The sequence below is a fragment of the Paenibacillus sp. J22R3 genome (genome assembly GCF_056269305.1).
This window is the reverse complement of sequence record NZ_JBWDNS010000002.1, coordinates 218,276-235,332: the sequence shown is the minus strand read 5'-3', so window position 1 is coordinate 235,332 and position 17,057 is coordinate 218,276. Positions and strand designations below refer to the sequence as shown.

Annotated in this window: 15 protein-coding genes; 4 read left to right on the top strand and 11 right to left on the bottom strand. The window is 47.9% G+C overall.

Going from position 1 to position 17,057, the window contains the following annotated elements; translation table 11 throughout:
* Together AC0YN4_RS09340 and AC0YN4_RS09335 are read right to left on the bottom strand one after the other, a co-directional pair.
* A complete protein-coding gene (locus AC0YN4_RS09340) occupies positions 1–1,056 on the bottom strand; it encodes a hypothetical protein (protein ID WP_475781199.1) in 1,056 nt (351 codons plus the stop codon).
* 121 nt (positions 1,057–1,177) lie between these two features.
* Positions 1,178–2,422: a glycosyltransferase family 39 protein gene (locus tag AC0YN4_RS09335; RefSeq protein ID WP_475835666.1), complete on the bottom strand. Its 1,245-nt coding sequence runs from the start codon at positions 2,420–2,422 to the stop codon at positions 1,178–1,180.
* A gap of 150 nt (positions 2,423–2,572) precedes the next feature.
* On the opposite strand from AC0YN4_RS09335, the gene AC0YN4_RS09330 reads away from it, so the two are divergent.
* Genes AC0YN4_RS09330 through AC0YN4_RS09320 form a run of 3 tightly spaced genes read left to right on the top strand, consistent with a single transcriptional unit; the run spans position 2,573 to position 4,026 of the window.
* The gene (locus AC0YN4_RS09330; RefSeq protein WP_475835665.1) at positions 2,573–3,277 is read left to right on the top strand and encodes a glycosyltransferase family 2 protein; all 705 of its coding nucleotides are present in this window, start codon (positions 2,573–2,575) and stop codon (positions 3,275–3,277) included.
* Between the two features lie 18 nt (positions 3,278–3,295).
* A complete protein-coding gene (locus AC0YN4_RS09325) occupies positions 3,296–3,658 on the top strand; it encodes a DUF2304 domain-containing protein (protein ID WP_475781196.1) in 363 nt (120 codons plus the stop codon).
* Complete coding sequence (locus tag AC0YN4_RS09320) at positions 3,655–4,026, top strand: EamA family transporter (protein ID WP_177186508.1); 372 nt, start codon at positions 3,655–3,657, stop codon at positions 4,024–4,026. Before AC0YN4_RS09325 ends, AC0YN4_RS09320 begins: the two co-directional genes overlap by 4 nt.
* Before the next feature lie 82 nt (positions 4,027–4,108).
* Here the strand turns inward: AC0YN4_RS09320 and AC0YN4_RS09315 are convergent, their stop codons facing one another.
* Together AC0YN4_RS09315 and AC0YN4_RS09310 are read right to left on the bottom strand one after the other, a co-directional pair.
* Positions 4,109–4,834: a DsbA family oxidoreductase gene (locus AC0YN4_RS09315; RefSeq protein WP_475835664.1), complete on the bottom strand. Its 726-nt coding sequence runs from the start codon at positions 4,832–4,834 to the stop codon at positions 4,109–4,111.
* A 73-nt stretch (positions 4,835–4,907) separates the two neighbouring features.
* On the bottom strand, positions 4,908–5,810 hold the full coding sequence (locus AC0YN4_RS09310) for a helix-turn-helix domain-containing protein (protein ID WP_475835663.1): 903 nt from the start codon (positions 5,808–5,810) through the stop codon (positions 4,908–4,910).
* Between the two features lie 130 nt (positions 5,811–5,940).
* Between AC0YN4_RS09310 and AC0YN4_RS09305 the strand changes: the two genes are divergently transcribed.
* Positions 5,941–7,026 (top strand): fatty acid desaturase family protein, encoded by a 1,086-nt coding sequence (locus tag AC0YN4_RS09305; RefSeq protein WP_475835662.1) that lies wholly within the window; start codon positions 5,941–5,943, stop codon positions 7,024–7,026.
* Between the two features lie 59 nt (positions 7,027–7,085).
* Here the strand turns inward: AC0YN4_RS09305 and AC0YN4_RS09300 are convergent, their stop codons facing one another.
* From AC0YN4_RS09300 to AC0YN4_RS09270, 7 genes are all read right to left on the bottom strand, one after another.
* On the bottom strand, positions 7,086–9,182 hold the full coding sequence (locus tag AC0YN4_RS09300) for a DUF5054 domain-containing protein (RefSeq protein WP_475835661.1): 2,097 nt from the start codon (positions 9,180–9,182) through the stop codon (positions 7,086–7,088).
* An 18-nt stretch (positions 9,183–9,200) separates the two neighbouring features.
* Positions 9,201–10,094: a carbohydrate ABC transporter permease gene (locus AC0YN4_RS09295; RefSeq protein ID WP_475835660.1), complete on the bottom strand. Its 894-nt coding sequence runs from the start codon at positions 10,092–10,094 to the stop codon at positions 9,201–9,203.
* Positions 10,095–10,110: 16 nt separating this feature from the next.
* Positions 10,111–11,001: an ABC transporter permease gene (locus AC0YN4_RS09290; RefSeq protein WP_475781190.1), complete on the bottom strand. Its 891-nt coding sequence runs from the start codon at positions 10,999–11,001 to the stop codon at positions 10,111–10,113.
* 72 nt (positions 11,002–11,073) lie between these two features.
* Positions 11,074–12,771 (bottom strand): extracellular solute-binding protein, encoded by a 1,698-nt coding sequence (locus tag AC0YN4_RS09285; protein ID WP_475781189.1) that lies wholly within the window; start codon positions 12,769–12,771, stop codon positions 11,074–11,076.
* 184 nt (positions 12,772–12,955) lie between these two features.
* Entirely contained in the window at positions 12,956–14,686 is a 1,731-nt protein-coding gene (locus AC0YN4_RS09280; protein WP_475781188.1) for a cache domain-containing sensor histidine kinase, read from the bottom strand.
* Positions 14,683–16,080, bottom strand: a complete 1,398-nt coding sequence (locus AC0YN4_RS09275; protein ID WP_475781187.1) for a response regulator transcription factor — start codon at positions 16,078–16,080, stop codon at positions 14,683–14,685. Before AC0YN4_RS09275 ends, AC0YN4_RS09280 begins: the two co-directional genes overlap by 4 nt.
* 77 nt (positions 16,081–16,157) lie before the next feature.
* On the bottom strand, positions 16,158–16,943 hold the full coding sequence (locus tag AC0YN4_RS09270; protein WP_475781186.1) for a class I SAM-dependent methyltransferase: 786 nt from the start codon (positions 16,941–16,943) through the stop codon (positions 16,158–16,160).
* Positions 16,944–17,057: the final 114 nt, after the last annotated feature.

Here is a 17,057-nt window from a genome sequence, read left to right as displayed (position 1 = left end):
CTATCCTTTCCCTTTCGAAGCAGACAGGAAATGAACGCCAAGGGAAAGTAACGTCGCCTCTACAATCGAGCCTGACCATAGCTCTGCCGACCATCCGATGCCATCCACAGCATTCATGTACCCGAAATAAAAGCCCCAAAGCGCAATCGGCAGTGCGCCTGCGATTATTCGCTGAGCCCATATTCTGCCTTCACCAGCCTTCAAATATCGGTAAAGCAGATCACCCAGCAAACCTGCGGCACCTGCAATAATAATCGACTGGTAGTACACGAACCCGTCCAGTACATTCATCATCGTCGTGATCATCGCAAACAGCAGCGTCATAGCGCCGAAGGGCAGCTGCCATCTTTTCATAAGCAGAAACACCGGATACATGTAGATCAACGTATCCAGCAAGATGTATGTAAGACCGCGCATCTCGTTACTTTCAGCAACAATCCCATTACTAAAATGACTGACATACCAATCTACCACAGAGGCTGACGGCAAGTTGTAGCGGAACGCCCAGGCGTACATGAGAAAGAAGCTGACGGCGCCGACTGTGATGACCAAGGATAGAAAAGCAGGCGCGAACTCCAGCCAGCTTGGTTTTGTCATTTTCTCATTATGCCAGCTGGCCCGAAACGGACTCGATAAAATCAATAACCCGCCTAACAGCAGCATCAGATGTGACGGACTCAGCAGCGCTGCCGTGTTTTGCTCAATGCCGAACACAACATGCCAATACATATCGAACAGTCCGCCGAGCAGGAAGATGACAACGCCGGTTAATCCGAGCCCATAGCCTACAGGCGCAGCCTTGAGCCAAGGCATGCCGGTAGTCCGTTTGGAACGGTACAGCAGCCAGCACATCCACATCGCTGAAACCATAAAACCCGAATAAAGAATGGCATGCCATGGGGTAAAGAACGTTTCGACGACCCCGTGATTATGAGCAAATCCATCCACGAAGATACCGCCGATCAGCCAGATGCCAAATACAATCGTCCAATAATCTTTCGCCGTACTTACTCGCACTACACGTGTATTCATAGCTTGAATCGGAACTGCTTGCATGGCGCGTCCCTCCGGAGTTGTCATTTTGCAAAGGCTGTAAACGCCTTCACATTCTTGTTTTATTGTACTATGCCGGTTTGTATTTCCACTACTGGACCAGCTAAAAAAAGAAGACCGCCGATTAAACGGCAGTCTCCTCTTCCTTCTTCCAAACGCCTCTTCGCTCCAGCAGTGCCACAATTGCCGCAGCAGCAAATATCGTTAATAGACATACGAGCGGATAACCATAGCGTCCGAAGGTAATAAATGGTAGATGAATGAACCAATAATAGAGAAAGGGCAGCAGCACCGGCAAAATCAGCTTCAACCGTCCGCGAATGCCAAGTACGATGAGTCCAGCAAAACCAGCGAGCACGTACAGCCAGTGCACCACGTTGATCGCCGGTCTAGGCAAGCCCGGCACCGGCTTGGAGTAGAAAGGGCTCTCGAAGAGTTGGATGGACTTCCCGACCGTAAACCAGTACGCATAATCGAACGTGTGATGCTTGAAGCCATAAGCAATGACTCGCTGCGCGGCCAGCTTCTCCGCACTGTCGCTGCCCACGAACAGCTTCTGATCCTTGTATTCCGGATATTGCTCGAAGAACCCTTTTGGCGGATTGGCCCGTTTGATCAGCGCTCCCAGCAGCATAGGGTTACCGGTAGACTTGGTGAATGGAATAAATTCATGAAAGTCGACGTAGTTGCGAACCCACCATGGTGAGAGCAGCAGCATGCTGCAAACGCCAACGATAGCCGTATATTTAAAAATATCCTTCCAGTTGTAACGCTTCACCAGCCATATAATCAACAAGCAGATCGGTATCAGTGCACATTGCGGTTTGACGTAACAGGCGAGCCCCAGCATGATGCCGACAAACACATAGGCAGATGCCTTTCGACGCTTCAGCGCATAAATAATGCTGCAAATCAGCAACAAAAAGAGCAGTTTAAACGTCGATTCCGTTAGAATCGCACCAGAGGCAAACAAGTTCGGCACATAAAGCGCATCAAGCAAGACAGCCACAACAGCGACGCGCCTGCCCAGCATTTCACGTGCGATGATGAAAATGAGATAAACCGATGCCGCCTGCATCAAGCACTGAAGCAAACGGAAACTCATCACTGCAGCATCGCGATCCAGAAACGACAGAAATCCGCTGAGCACAACCGGAACCACCGGCATGATGTAGTTGGTCGGGTTCATTCCGCTGTTATAAACAAGCGTATGATGCTCGAGCAGCACTTGCGCGGCATGTACATATTTGACGTCATCATTGTTGCGTTTCTCATAGGAGCCAAGCAAGAAATGGTCGCCGAGCGACAAGACCGTAATCACATGGATGAGTAAAACCGCCGCCATAAGAATCCAAACGAACTTCCGCATCCGGGACGTTTCGGACCGTAGTGAAAACAAAGCATAACTCCCTTTCCATTTAACTGGTATTCTATAAAGAACCGTTTTCTATTATACTATAAAAGATTTGTTGAAAAGCAAGACGCGCAAGTAGAAGGATGGGAAAGAAGGTAATACAAGATGCAGCAGCAACGGAGCAGCGATATATTGGTCATTATTCCTGCCTATAACGAAGAAGATACTCTAGCCCGCACCGTGCAGGAGCTTAAACGTCACACACCCTATGATTTTGTCGTCATAGATGATGGCTCTAAGGACCGCACGCCTGAGATCATTCGCAAAGAGGGTTTTCCTTCCCTTCGCCATGCCGTGAATCTCGGAATTGGCGGCTCGATGCAAAGCGGCTACAAGTATGCAGACCGAGGCGGTTATAAATATGCGATTCAACTGGACGCGGACGGGCAGCATCGTCCTGCGGATATTGAGAAGCTTGTAAACGAAGTAACAATTAATGACTATGACATGGTCATCGGCTCGCGTTTTGTGGAAGCAAGCAGCTACAAGGGAAGCCTCTCCCGCCGACTCGGAATATTTTACTTTCACTGGTTGATTCGGATGCTGACAGGCGTTCCGGTCTACGACCCGACATCCGGCTTCCGCATCGTCGGACGCCGAGCGATCGAGCTGTTCTCACGCACCTATCCGACGGATTATCCGGAGGTCGAAGTGCTCGTCAGCTTGTCCAAGCGAGGCTACAAGCTCAAAGAGATCAGTGTTGAAATGCGCAACCGTCAAGGCGGCTCCTCCTCCATCAACTGGTCCAAATCGATCTATTATATGATGAAGGTTACGATGTTCTCGCTCATTCGCAAAAGCTTCTCCTAAACGAAAGGACCCGTCCAGATGAATCAGCTTGTCGCTATTCTCATTACGTTGTTTTTCCTCGGGCTTATCGTTTCCTTCACGGTAACCCATAAATTAAAGGACCGCTACGCGTTCCTCTGGCTGATTACAGCCGTTGCCGGCGTGCTTGCCGCGGCTTGCATCCCGCTGCTTAACCGGTTTGCCTTATGGATCGGCATCGCCTACATGCCTACCTTCGTGTTTCTGGTCACCATCATCTTCATCCTTGCGCTGCTCGTGCGGCAGACGATGAGTTTGTCGAACCAGTCGGAGAAAATGAAGACGTTGACGCAGGAATTCGCCGTCATGGAGAAGAAGCTGCTCGATCTTCAGAAGACAGTGGAAGGACGTGAGACCCTGTGAATCTGGTCCAATTCCTTCTCATTCTCGCCAATACGCTCATGCTTGTAAGCGGACAGTTTCTATGGAAATACGGACTCATGCAGCGCGCGAAACCTTTCGAATCGCTGCGTACGATTGTGGAACTGATGTTCTCGCCTTACATTATGGGCGGATTGTTCATCTATGGCTGCGCAACGGTATTGTGGCTGTTTATCGTATCGAAGGTTGACCTCAGCTTGGCTTATCCCATCCAGAGCCTCGCGTACATAATCTCCATCATCGGCGCTTATTACCTGTTTGGAGAATCGTTGTCCGCCCTCAAAATCATCGGCTGTCTGCTCATACTTGCAGGTGTCGCATGCATCGGCTTGTCAGCTCGTTATGCGTAGAAGCTAAAAAGCACGGTAAAGCTCAGGAGCGATTGCCTCCTGCAGACTTTACCGTGCTTTACTTGTTTAACATCGCTGTGCTTTAGTTCTGCTCGTTCTCGTCGATTCCGCAGGCGTCATCGGTGCAAACACCGGTGCTGAAGTTCGAAGAAGGATCGAGAATGATCAGCGGCTTCTCCTCTTCCCAGCCCTTCTGCAGGACATCGAGGAACACCTCGCTTTGAAGCGCGCCGGCTACCGCGTATTTGCGGTTGATCACGAAGAACGGTACGCCATTCGCGCCAAGCATGCTAGCTTCGCTGGACTCTGCTTGCACTTCGGCTATGAACGCATCGCCGCCGAGCATCGTTTCCACTTCATCCGGGTTCAGTCCGGCTTCAACCGCGATTTCGCGGAGCGTATCCATCTCAGCAATATGCTTGGAATCTGTAAAATACGCCTTGAACAGCAGCTCCGCTACCTCAGTCCGTTTGCCATGTGTGCCTGCAAAATGAATCAAACGATGCGCATCAAGCGAATTCGCGGGAATCGCATGCTCGAAGTTGAACGTAAGCCCCTGCGCCGCAGCTTGCTGCACCAAATTCTCATGAAGCTGGATGGAACGCTCACGGCTTACTCCGTATTTGTCCGCTACCAATCCATAGACATCATGCTTCGGATATTTCTCCGCATTCGGGTCCAGCTGGAAGCTGCGATAAACGACCTCCACCTGATCTTTATGCTCGAACTGATCCAGCCCCTTCTCGAAGAGACGCTTTCCAATATAGCAAAACGGACATGCAATGTCCGACCAAATTTCCACTTTCATCTTCACTTCACTCCTTCATCTGATAAGCCCATTATAGCCGCTTCCTCAGGTGTAGGACAACGTTTGGAAGCGTTCAACTGCTCGCCTCCCGCCGCCTCCATTCGCTTGGAGGACATCCGATCAATTTCCGGAACACATTCGTAAAGTGCTGGCTTGTCTTAAATCCAAGCTCAAGAGCAATTTCAATGATGGATAAACTCGAGTTCAACAGAAGCTCACAGGCATGTTCAATCCGAACACGTTCCATGTATGCAGCAGGCGATTGTCCGAACAGCTCTTGAAACAATTTATAGAAATGCGATTCACTCACCTGCACCTCCTGCGCCATCTCAGCAATCGATAATCGTCTCTCAGGTGTTTGCTCCAATCGCTGAACAAGCTCAGTCATCTTGCCCCACCATTCAGGTTCAATCGTCTTCAGTGGAACCGGCTGCAGCAGTCCAAGCAGAATATCCAGCATCTGATGATGGGCAAACAGCCTCTTCGCCGGTCCATCCGATTCTAAGGTCGCCTTTAGCCGCGCGAATTGCTCATGCACCCGATTATCGGCACGAAATACATGCGGCAGCTGCTGCAGCCCGGCCACGATGAAGTTACGCTCTTGCTGTCCTAAGTTAAACCAACTTGAGTCCCGCTCAGGGTCCGTGATGATAAACCACCAAATGCGGCTAGGCTCGATATGGTTGAATCTAGCCTTGTGCAGCTCTCCCGGAGCTGTGAAGAACCATTGGCCTGCACTAGTAGGATATTGCACACCATCTACTTCCCAAGTAACGCTGCCATGCTCCAAGTAGACAAATTCGTATCCGATCATGTGACGATGCAAGGTCAGCTGATAAGCTTCCGAATACTTCTGACAGCCAAGCACGATCAGCTCCGGAATAATGCTGGTTCCGACTGCATCCATCCCGTGACTTTCATCATAATCAGGCGGGTAAATCCAGCGCATCGATGTAGAAGATTGTTTTCTTGCCATGCCCGTTCCCCCATCTCCATACAACCTTTATGTGTCTAAAACTATTTCGTATTTTTTGGAAAGCCAGTCGAGCTTCCATCCCTTACACTTAGAAGCAGGAAGCTATTCTGCGCCAATAAGGAGTAATCATATGAGCGAAACTTCACAACGGGATTACAGCATACTAGGACCGGAAAGAGAGAAAGCGATCGCCAAAGGACTTGTATCCGCCGAGTGGTACAAATGTCCCGTTCCCCGCAAACGCATGAAGGAGCTTATGGTCCGCAGAAACGGTCCAGCAATAAGAGACACATTGCTATGGTTTATGTTTCTAGCAGCGACAGGATATCTCGCTTATTTATCCTGGGGAACCTGGTGGGCGATCCCCGCATTTGCCCTTTACGGCATCATCTACTCCACTCCCGCCGTCTCGAAGTGGCATGAATCCTGTCACGGGACACCTTTTCGAACACCATGGATGAATGAAGCTTTGTATCAGCTGTGCTCCTTCCTCATTCTCATTCAAGCGACGAATTATCGCTGGAGTCATGTTCGTCATCATACCGATACGATCATCGTCGGCAGCGACCCGGAAATTATGGAGCCGCGCCCCCCAATGTGGAGCAGACTGCTCAAGATGATTTTCCGATTCGGCGATATCTTCGGGACGTTTAAATCTTTGTTCCGACATGCTTTCGGCCGCCTTACCAATAGCGAGAAGGAACTGATCCCTGTAAGCGAGTATCGTTCATTGTTCTGGGAAGCTCGCATTTTCATTCTCGTTTATGCTGCTATTATCGGGCTGTGTTTCTATATTCAGAGCCTATTGCCGCTTATGTTTGTCGGTTTACCTGCGTTCTACGGCTTCTTCTTGATGACCGCCCTGAACTCTACTCAACATCTTGGCTTATACGAAGACACGCTTGATCACCGGTTATGCGTGCGCACTTTCTATACCAACCCGATCATTCGGTTTCTGTATACCAACATGAATTATCATATGGAACATCATATGTTCCCGATGGTGCCTTATTATAACTTACCTGACCTGCATCAAGAGATTAAGAATGACTGTCCGCCCGCCGCATCAAGCTTCACAGCCGCTCTTCGTGAAACGGTTTCCGCCTTATGGCATGCACAGAAAGATCCGGCCTATGTCGTACCGAAATACCGCGCATTTGCCGAACAGCGCGCGAATAACCAGCCTATTGAAACCACCCTCGCATCCAATAAATAAACAGAGAAATGTACGTGATGAAGGACGCAGCTAACGTCCCTTATCACGTACATTTTTTATTATCCCTCTGATTTCAACCGAATCACGAATCTAAACTTGGTATTCTCCTCGTACCACATGCGGAAATTAGTACCCCAAACATTGTTGTGCAGGTTAAAATGCATGCCGCCATCCAATGGAGCGAATGCTTGATCGAATTGAAGCATTCGCTTCTCTCCCGGAGCTAATACCGGAGCATCCAACGTTTCCAAATGGACAATCCCATCACTGCCTTGGTAATGCACGCCGGAATGAACGGCATGAAGACTGCGGTTTCCGTTCTTAACCACTTCAAGCGGCGAAACACGTTCCCCCAACTTATCCATCTTCCACAGGTTCGGGTTATCTACGTTCAAAGCAAAGGAGAACCAGCTTGCCTCCGGCAGTCGATAGGCTTGTTTATCGAACCAGCCTAATTCGACCTCGATCTTACTCTCCTGTTTGTAGAACCGATACTGCATATGAAGCTTCTTGGGAGCGCCATGTGTCTGCGAGGCTTCTTGGCTCATGTTAAGCTGCAAACTGACTTCATCATACTGCTCCTCTTCCCGGACAACTGCCCCATTGACTCGGGGTGAATATCGCTTATGTTCCGGTTTAGGCTCTGCAAACTCCATGCCTGGCTTGCCGAAGTCCGGCTCCGACCAGTAATACGTTTCAGCCCAATTCACAACATAATCTCGATACCAATTATGGTAGTCATCCATGCCAAACGTTTCATATTCGAATACGCCTAACCGATGCTGATCATCAGCCCAAACTTTACCCCGCCCGTCGACAAGCTGAATAATCGAGCCGTCGATTCCAAACTCGACATCGAAGCAGCCTAGTCGTTGCGGCTGTCCCAAGGGGAGCTCCCGCCCATTCGCATGAAACGCTTCATTCGGAGCCAGCATCAACAGTGCCTGACGTGCTTCGTTCTGCAAGTCCGACGATAACATGGATATCGCCTGCGTGAGGTAATTCCGTTGTTCCTCCCATGAACTTTCGATCAGGCTGAAGCTTTTCCCCGAATCTGATTCGAACTTCTCCGAGTGGTCGCCGCCATAAATGCCGAAATAGCCATAACGAGGATGGATGGCATCCTTCGTGACGACATCGGCTTGCCTTGCCGCATGGAAGTCATGGACGGAATAATGCTTGAAATCGGTCAAATGTGTCTTCTCGTCCATCCCCCATGTATGTTCGGGAATGAGTATGAGCTGATCGCAGAAGTCGGCATATTGCCTGCTGCTTGCGTCCAATCGACCTTCACCTACCCACTTGCTGCGCAGCCTTAAGAGCTCCCGATAATGGGCGATTTTCAGCGGATCGGAGGCTGCTCCGTGAATCCATGAATCACCGATTTCCTCCGTAACGACGGGGAATTGATCTTTCATAGCTACTAATTTCTCGGCGAACGCATCCATTGTTGAGGCTTCTATAACGGCTCCCGGAAATTGTTCGGCAAGCTGTAGGAACTGCTTCCGAATATCCTCTGCCTTCGGCGGCCCCATATTATCGTTCGTATGCGCAAACACCAGCACTTCATCCAAACCGTCAATGAACGTGATATTGCCGTAACTGCCGGCATAGTTAACAACGATTTCCGATCCGTCCTTCGCTCGCCAAACGAATACTTCCGGAACGCTCGGCTTCGTCGAGGCATAGTTAACGCCAAGGTGCAGGTATTGAATACCGTACTTCGCCATATAGGGAACCATGCCAATCGTATGTCCGGGTACATCCGTCATCTTGGCCGCGATCGTACGTTTGCCATACTTCTCATCCAGCTTGCGCGCGATCGACAAACCATGCTCGAATAACGCAGGATCCATTAATTCCGTGTGTGTTGTAAAAGGTAGTCCGTGCCAAACGATACTGCCGGCAGCAATCCCATCTTCCATGCGCTTACGCTGCTCCGAATCAGCCGTTTTTAGAAATTCATGAATCAGCCAAGAGCCGGTTGTCCACACAAACCTTACCGGGCCCTGTTCGCGATTGAATGCGTCAGCCAGCTCGAGCGCTTGAGGAATAAAGGAGTGAAAGTATTGATCCACGACATGACTTGCCAAGTCCGTAAACCCGATATCAAGATGCGTTTTAAATACAACATGAACTTTACGTATGTTTTCCATCCCAAGCGTACCTCCTACTTATTCCTTAACGGATCCAAGCACGATACCGTGAACAAAATATTTCTGAAGAAACGGATAGATCGTCAATAGCGGAATCATCGCTACGATCAGCTTGGCTGAGTTCAGCGTCTTGTCAGACGCCTTCGACAGCTCAATTAATTGATCCGTCGTCAGCGATTTCATCAACTCTGGATCAATCCGTACGACAAGCTGTTGAATGTAGGTCTGCAGCGGATAGAGAGACGGCTTATTCATGTAGATGAGTCCGTCGAAGAATGAATTCCAATGGCCGACAATGCTGAATAGCGTTACAGTCGCCAAGGCCGGCATCGATACGGGAATAAAGATACTCGCTAGTGTTCGCCACGGACCGGAACCGTCAACGATTGCAGCTTCTTCCAGCTCTTTAGGTAAATTTCGAAAGAAATTCATAATGAGAATGACATTAAAGACAGGTACTGCCCCTGGCAAAACGAGCGACCATAACGTGTTCTGCAGATTCAGTTCCGTCACAGTCATATACAGCGGAATGAGTCCGCCGGAGAAGAGCATGCAGAACACCAGATACCACATATAAATTTTTCTGCCCGGAAACATCTTGTTATCTCTTGCTAACGGATAAGCCATGATGACGGTCAGTGCGAAGTTGATCGCACCGCCAAGCAGCACTCGTTTTACAGAAATGTAGAAGGCTGCAAAAAATTTATGGTCTTCCAAAATAATTTTATACGATGTTAGATTGAAGCCAACAGGCCATGCAAATACTCTACCGGCATTTACAGCAGCTTTGTCACTAAAGGATAGTGCAATCGTGTACCAGAGCGGGAACAACGAAATGCACGCAATAAGGATCAAAGCCAAATAGATAAACATATCAGCGCTGCGGCTGCTCCACGATTTTGAGGAAACCATGCCTAGACCCCTTTTCTTAGAAGATGCGGTAGTTAGCAAATTTGTCGGCCATTTTATTGGAGAGCGCGATCAATATAATAGCGATCACAGACTTCATTAACCCGACAGAGGTGGCGAGTCCGTATTGTTGATCCACAAGGCCCATGCGGTATACGTACGTATCGATAATATCGCCAGACGAGTAAACGAGCGGATTGTACAGATTAAACACTTGATCGAAGCCGGCGTTCAAAATATTGCCAAGACTTAGTGTCGATAGCAACACGATTGTAGGCATAATGCCGGGAATCGTGACATGCCATAGCTTGCGGAACCTTGATGCGCCGTCGATCTCGGCTGCTTCATAGAGCGAAGGATTAATGCCTGCAAGCGCAGCCAAATAGACAACAGCGCTAAAACCAAATTCCTTCAGCACATCGCTCCATACGATAATATGACGAAAATAATGATTGCTGGCGAGGAACATAATAGGCTCCATGTGAAAAAATCCAGTAATCTGGTTGACGATTCCGTCTATAGATAGCATCGCAATCAGTATGCCGGATAGAATAACCCAGGACATAAAGTGCGGCAAATATACGATAGTTTGAACTAACCGTTTGAACGCGCGCGCTCGAATTTCATGCAGCAGCAAGGCGAACGTAATTGGAATAATAATGCCCAGAACAATCTTCATGGAAGCGATAACTAATGTATTGATGAACACCTGTCTACTGCCTGGAAGTTGAAGCATGAATTTAAAGTTATCCAATCCGACCCATGTCTGCTCAAAGATCGGAATACCCGGTATAAAATCCTGAAACGCAATAACGGTACCAAACAGTGGAATCGTACTGAAAATGATGAGCAGCACGATGCCCGGAAGCAGCATCAGGTGATAGTTTAGCAGCCATTTCTTCGATATCATCGGTGTTCCACCTGTCCTATGGAATGATATAAGGGAAGCGCCAGCATATCGCATTGGCGCTCCCCCATCTTACTATTTGCTTATCTCTTCTTTCACTTCTTCGCTAATACGTTTACCGCCAAGCGTATTCCATTGCTCTACAAACTTATCGAAGCTGTCTAGAGGCTGCTCGCCCATAATAATTTTCAGGAAGGTTTCGTTCTCAAGCTTCTCCAGAATGGACCACTTCGTTTGCATCGACTTTGTTTTTCCGAAGTACAGGTTATTCGAGAATACAACATTGTCTGCATTCATAAGCTTTGCGCCTTCGAATCTTGCCGTAGCGTTAGCCCAAGCGGCTATATCCTTCTTCGGATTAGCTTGATTCGTAAAGTAATCCTTGTACCAGCCTTTAAGCTCCGTATCCAATGACGAATCATCTTTTGCGTCTACAGCGGCTTGAGCTTGTGCATGCGTATCATATACCGTAGTTTCCGGGCCAACTTGAAGCGAGAATGGCCACAGCTCCCATTTCTGCTGAACGGCAGGTTGATCCTTATACAGATCAGCCGCTTCCGGGTCAATCTTGCGAATACCGTTATATTCCACATTCAGTACGCGAACAACCGCATCCGGATGCTCATAACCTTTTCGTACGACAAGGTATTGGCCTGTTGGGTCCTGGTCAACCGTGTTGAACTTGCCTTCGCTGTCAAGTGGAGCGATAAACGGCTTCCATTCCGCTTTCGGATCATTCTTAACAGAGTCGTTCAGCGGCCAATAGGAAATCCACCATGGACCAAAGACGATACCGACTTGGTTGTTCGCTACAACTTCAGCCGGATCTTTACGGATCGCGAACTCTTTGTCGATTAAGCCTTGCTTATACATTTCACTCAATTTGCCGAGTGCCGTCTTCATTTCGGGCAATGTCGAGCTGTACACGACGTTGTCAGAAGCGTCCTTCAGCCACTGGCCTTTAAACGCGTGGAATGTGCTCATAATGGGGTCAAAGCCGGAGAAGTTATTCCAGCCGGCAAGCGAAGGAACACCGCTAATGCCAAGCGTTTTGCCGTTGCCGGCAGCATCATTATCGATAAATGTTTTAGCTACCGACATCAGCTCGTCAACTGTCTTAGGCGCTTGCAAGTTATATTTGTCCAGCCAGTCCTGGCGCACCCACATAATATTGTATTGCTGACCGATATTCGTATTTGGAAGCGCCATCAATTTACCGTCAAATGTCGCTCTCTTAAGCACTCGTTCGCCATAGGAATCGTAGTAGCCTTTGATGAGCGGGCTAATGTTGCTGTTATAAGCATCCGTCAAATCTTCGATCAGATCGGCAGCTACGAGCTGCTTAAGCTGCTGCTCATTCACGAGGAATGCATCCGGCAAATCTCGGCTCGCCATCGATACACCAAGCTTCTGCTCGTAAGCTTCAGGCGTTTCCACCTGCCATGCATGCGTCACCTTCACATTCAATTTCTTATTGACCCAGCGAGTGAACTCGTTATCCTCAACCGTATCACCGTTTTGGAAAGTGACATTTTTGGAGTTAATCGATTTCGCAATTGAAAGAGAAATAGGTTGATCGAATTTACCGAACGGGTCTGGCTGTGCAGCGTCCGATGCCGTATTCGTTGCAGTATTCGTTGAGGAATTGGCTGTGTTGGTATTCTCACTGCCTGCTGAGTTGCTTGTGTTGTTCCCGTTATTGCCCCCGCAAGCGCTTACCAAAAGCATTAACGATACTAAACTGAGTGCTGCCCATTTGCTATTGCCCTTCATCTTTCAGCCCCCTTGATGATCTATATCACTACGTCTTTATCTTACCTTTGGCAGGGCAAATAAAGTGAGAGAAGCCTGCTGTTGCTGGTTAGAATTTGGTTCTTCATTCGCTGAGGTTGTACATGGATAATCTCATTTTCTCACCTGTTGTAACCATTTTCGCACCTTTCTTGCTCCCAATACGCTAAAAAGGGATCTTCAACGTTACCGTCGTTCCTTGCCCAATCCGGCTGTCTATAGAGAATAGGCAGTCATCGCCGTAATGAGCCTGAATGACTCTCTTTACATAATCGAGTCCAATGCCAAGACCGGAGTCCCGCAGCGGATTTTTCTCTTCCAGCATGACTTTGGCTATCTCGTCTGCTGTCATCCCTTCGCCGTTATCGATGACTTCGATGATTAAGTAATGATCGCTGACTTTATGAATGTCGAGCGTTATTCGTCCATCCTCGTCGCTTAGGCCGTGATAGAGCGCATTCTCAACGATCGGCTGCAGAATGAAGCGGGGAACGTCCGTATCGAGCAGCCCCTCATCAATGTCGGCAACGACCTTGAACTCGCAATCGTACCTGACACGCTGCAGCGCGATATAGTCATGTATGGCTGCCAATTCATCCCGGAGCGGAACGATTTCTCCTTTTTTTCCAAGGTTATAGTGAAGAATGCGGGTAAAGACCGATACAAACTGGTCGATCTCCGTTTGGCCCTTCATCCGGGCAAGCCATTGGATCGTATTTAAGGTGTTGTGAATAAAGTGCGGGTTGATTTGATACAGCAGCTTCTCCACCTCTAATTGCCGCTTGTTCGTTTCTCTCAGCTCGATATCGCCGATCAGATCCTGAATCCGGGTTCTCATCTGATAGGATTTTTGCATGACAATATCAAACTCTTTGATGTTGGTATAGCTAACCGGAGAATCGAATTTGCTGCTTGCGAGCAGTTGAATGTCATGGCCGACCTTCTTCAGCGGCAGATAAACCGTTCGCCACAGCACATAGGCAAACAACAAGCTGATGAACAAGCTGCCGGAACCGATCAAGAAATATTTGACTAACCATTTATGGAATTCTCGCTCAAAATCTTGTTTCGCGATGACGACCATCAGCGTCCAGCCTTGCTCATTATGCTGACCGAAGATATAGTAATCCCCTTGCTTTTCTTTAAAAGTACCGGCTGTGCCAGATCTCGCAAATGCTTGTCCAAGCGGGAACCTCTCCGGAAAATCACTGTAAACAATGTTTCCTTGATCGTTAATCAATACATTCGAAGCCTTCATTCCATATTGCTGCTTGTCCATGATTTGCTCGAACAATTTATTATTCGTTTCCACGTACAGGTACACTTGGTCTTCCCCCGTTAAATACACAGGCCGTACCAATGAAAATACAATCTTCTTCTTTCCGTAACGATACAGCGTCTCATGCGGCCCGTAGAAGGTCACGGCTTTCCCGGCTGCCAGACGAGGCAGCTTATCGAAGCTGAATTTGCGATCTACGACCAAATTCTCAAACTTCACTTCTTTATTTTTCGGAAAATAATAAAACATAACGCCAAGATTGGGATTCGTAAAGTTAACCAGGTTCAAGTTTTGCTGGATATCTTGACTCAGCTCCAATTGCTGATAAATACTCTCCGTCGTCAGATAATCCGTCAATTTCTGACCGACGTTGCCTTCATTGGTGAGCTGAAGAGATGCGTAATCCATATTATTCAGCGTACTGTTCAAGTTGTAGCTGCCCTGGTTGAGCGAATTGAATAAACCGCTTTCAATTTTCTTGCTTGTGATTTCCTCAATGGACAGATACGATACCCATCCTAACAGAGCTAATGGAATGAATGCGCTGAGCAGCAGAATGAGAATGAGTTTATTCTTAAGCGATCGTGCTCTTCGCAGTTTGGGTATAAGTGCGTTCACAATATCCTCCCGCTTTTCTTCCCGAACTGTTTGCGATGATCCAGCGGATTTCTCCCGAACTGTTTGAAGAAGACGCGGCTAAAATACTTTTCATCTTGAAAGCCCGTTTTTTCGGCAATGGTGTAGATTGGCAGCAGCGTGGACTCGATCAAGGCAACTGACTTCTCCAAACGCAAATGTTTGGTGTACTCGCTATAAGGCTTCCCTACGATATCTTTAAAGCACCGGCTGAAATAGCTGCCGCTCATTAAGAACTTTGCCGCCAATTCATCGCGATTAAAATCATAGTCGCTGCTTTCATGGATAAGGCGGATTGCCTTCATGACAAGGATGATGATGTCGGTAGAGTAAGGAAACGCTCCCGTTCTATTGCGCAAAGCTTCTCGTAAAGCTGTGAGCCACGCTGAGGTTTGATGCCAGAAGTAAAGCCTATCTTTATCTGCCAACAGGTCTCCAAATCCATCCTCGCTCAATACCGAAAACCAAAGGGCAAGATGCTCATCGATCAGCTTCATGATCGTATCGCGATTGGGTCTTAAATCGGTGATTTCTCCGAGAAGCGCATGGAAGGCTTCGTCCTCATAAATCCAGTTCATCTCTCTCCAATTGCAATACAGCTTGTCCCCGTCATTCGAAAGTTTCGTCTCGTCCGAGGTTGACAAGTTTAAGGAAATGAAACCGAATTTCTGACCAGGCTGAAAGTCATAATAGATTTGCTTGGGTGTTTCAAACTGGACTGCTTTGCTGATCGCATTCACCGATTCTTGACTTGCGCCTTCAATATCCACCCATAGCCAGTTCTCTTGACCGATTATAAATTGCCGGGTGACGCTGTCGATTTCTTGATGCTCCTTGCGGAACAGCCACATGCCGCTGCTTAGATCAAGGACATGCTCGGATCTGTTAATCTCGCCTGGGAATGCACGTTGATGCGGCGTGCCGGCAGCAGTCACGTCAACTAACAGCCCGAAATGTTGGACTGCCGGTTTCTCCTTGCGATACGAGCCTGTGCTCTCGTGTTCAATACGGTCCACGATCCGGCCGATGATTTCTTCGATCTTCTCTGTGTCGAGCTGCGTCTTTACGATATAATCCAATGCGCCTAAGCGAAGTGCCTCCTGAATGTAGTCAAAGTCCTGATGGCAAGTAAGCACAACCATTCTGGTCTGGTGAAATTGCTCCCGAATGGCTTTCATAAGCTCAATGCCGTTCATTACCGGCATAGTCAAATCAATAAAAATAAGGTCAACCTGATGCTGATGCATAAACTCGAGCGCTATTTTTCCATTGACCGCTTCACCAATGATTTCGATCTCAAATTGCTCCCAAGGTACGATCGAAATAAAGCCTTTTCTGGCCAGTTTCTCATCGTCTACGACGAGTGCTTTAATCATTAATACTCCCCCCTTTTGCTGGAATCTATAGAAAAGCCGCCTTATAAATAGGCGGCTTCCGTAACTCCCTCAGTACACTATAGACTTCGCTCTATTTTTCGTGCAGTTACTATTGGCTGATAATACCCTGAATCGGATGGCAACAACCACTCGATTTCCGAGAATCCCGCTTTCATCAACATCGTAGTTAATTCTTCGCGCAATAAAGCTCTGTACGTTGTTTTATTATGCTTTGTTGTCCAATTCCCGTTTATTTCTTGCAGAATAAACTGGTTCGTCTGATAGGTTGTCCCATCATCTGCCCAATCCCAAACCTGAAATACAATACGCTTGCCCTGGTCGAAAATGCGCGGTTCTGTGGCTCTTGGCTTTTCTCGTGCCAGCTCATCGTAATCCCTGATTGTGATCAGAAGAACGCCGTCATTGTTAACTTTCGCGTACATATTGCTTAGAGCGAGAAATAAATCTTCATCCGTCAGCAGGTGCGGGACTGCGTTATCTGCGGAAAGAACGACATCAAACGTGCCTGAAACCTCTTGTGCCAACGAACGAAAATCAGCGACTCCAAACTTTATTTCAACCCCGAAAGCTGCTGCTTCTTTGGCTGCTCTTTCAATTGAAACTGAACTTAAATCAGTACCCGATACTTGAAATCCGTGATTAGCAAGCCCAATGGCTTGTGTGCCGATCCCGCAGGAGCAGTCTAAAAGCGAGGATCCCGCTTGGTCCCGATCTGCCGTCTTTGAATGAATGATTTTGCTTAAAATCTCACCTTGTCTAGCAATAGCCTGATGCCAATCCACGAAAATGAGGTGATACGTTTCAGCCAGGTCATCATAAAATTCTAAAACAGAATCATCCATTGTTCACACCACCTATTGGTATTCGTCATTTTCAAAGAGTTGGACCTAATTATAGTGATAAAGTGCAATCATGTATACTACATAAAACGTTATATGATATAGATCAAAAGCTAT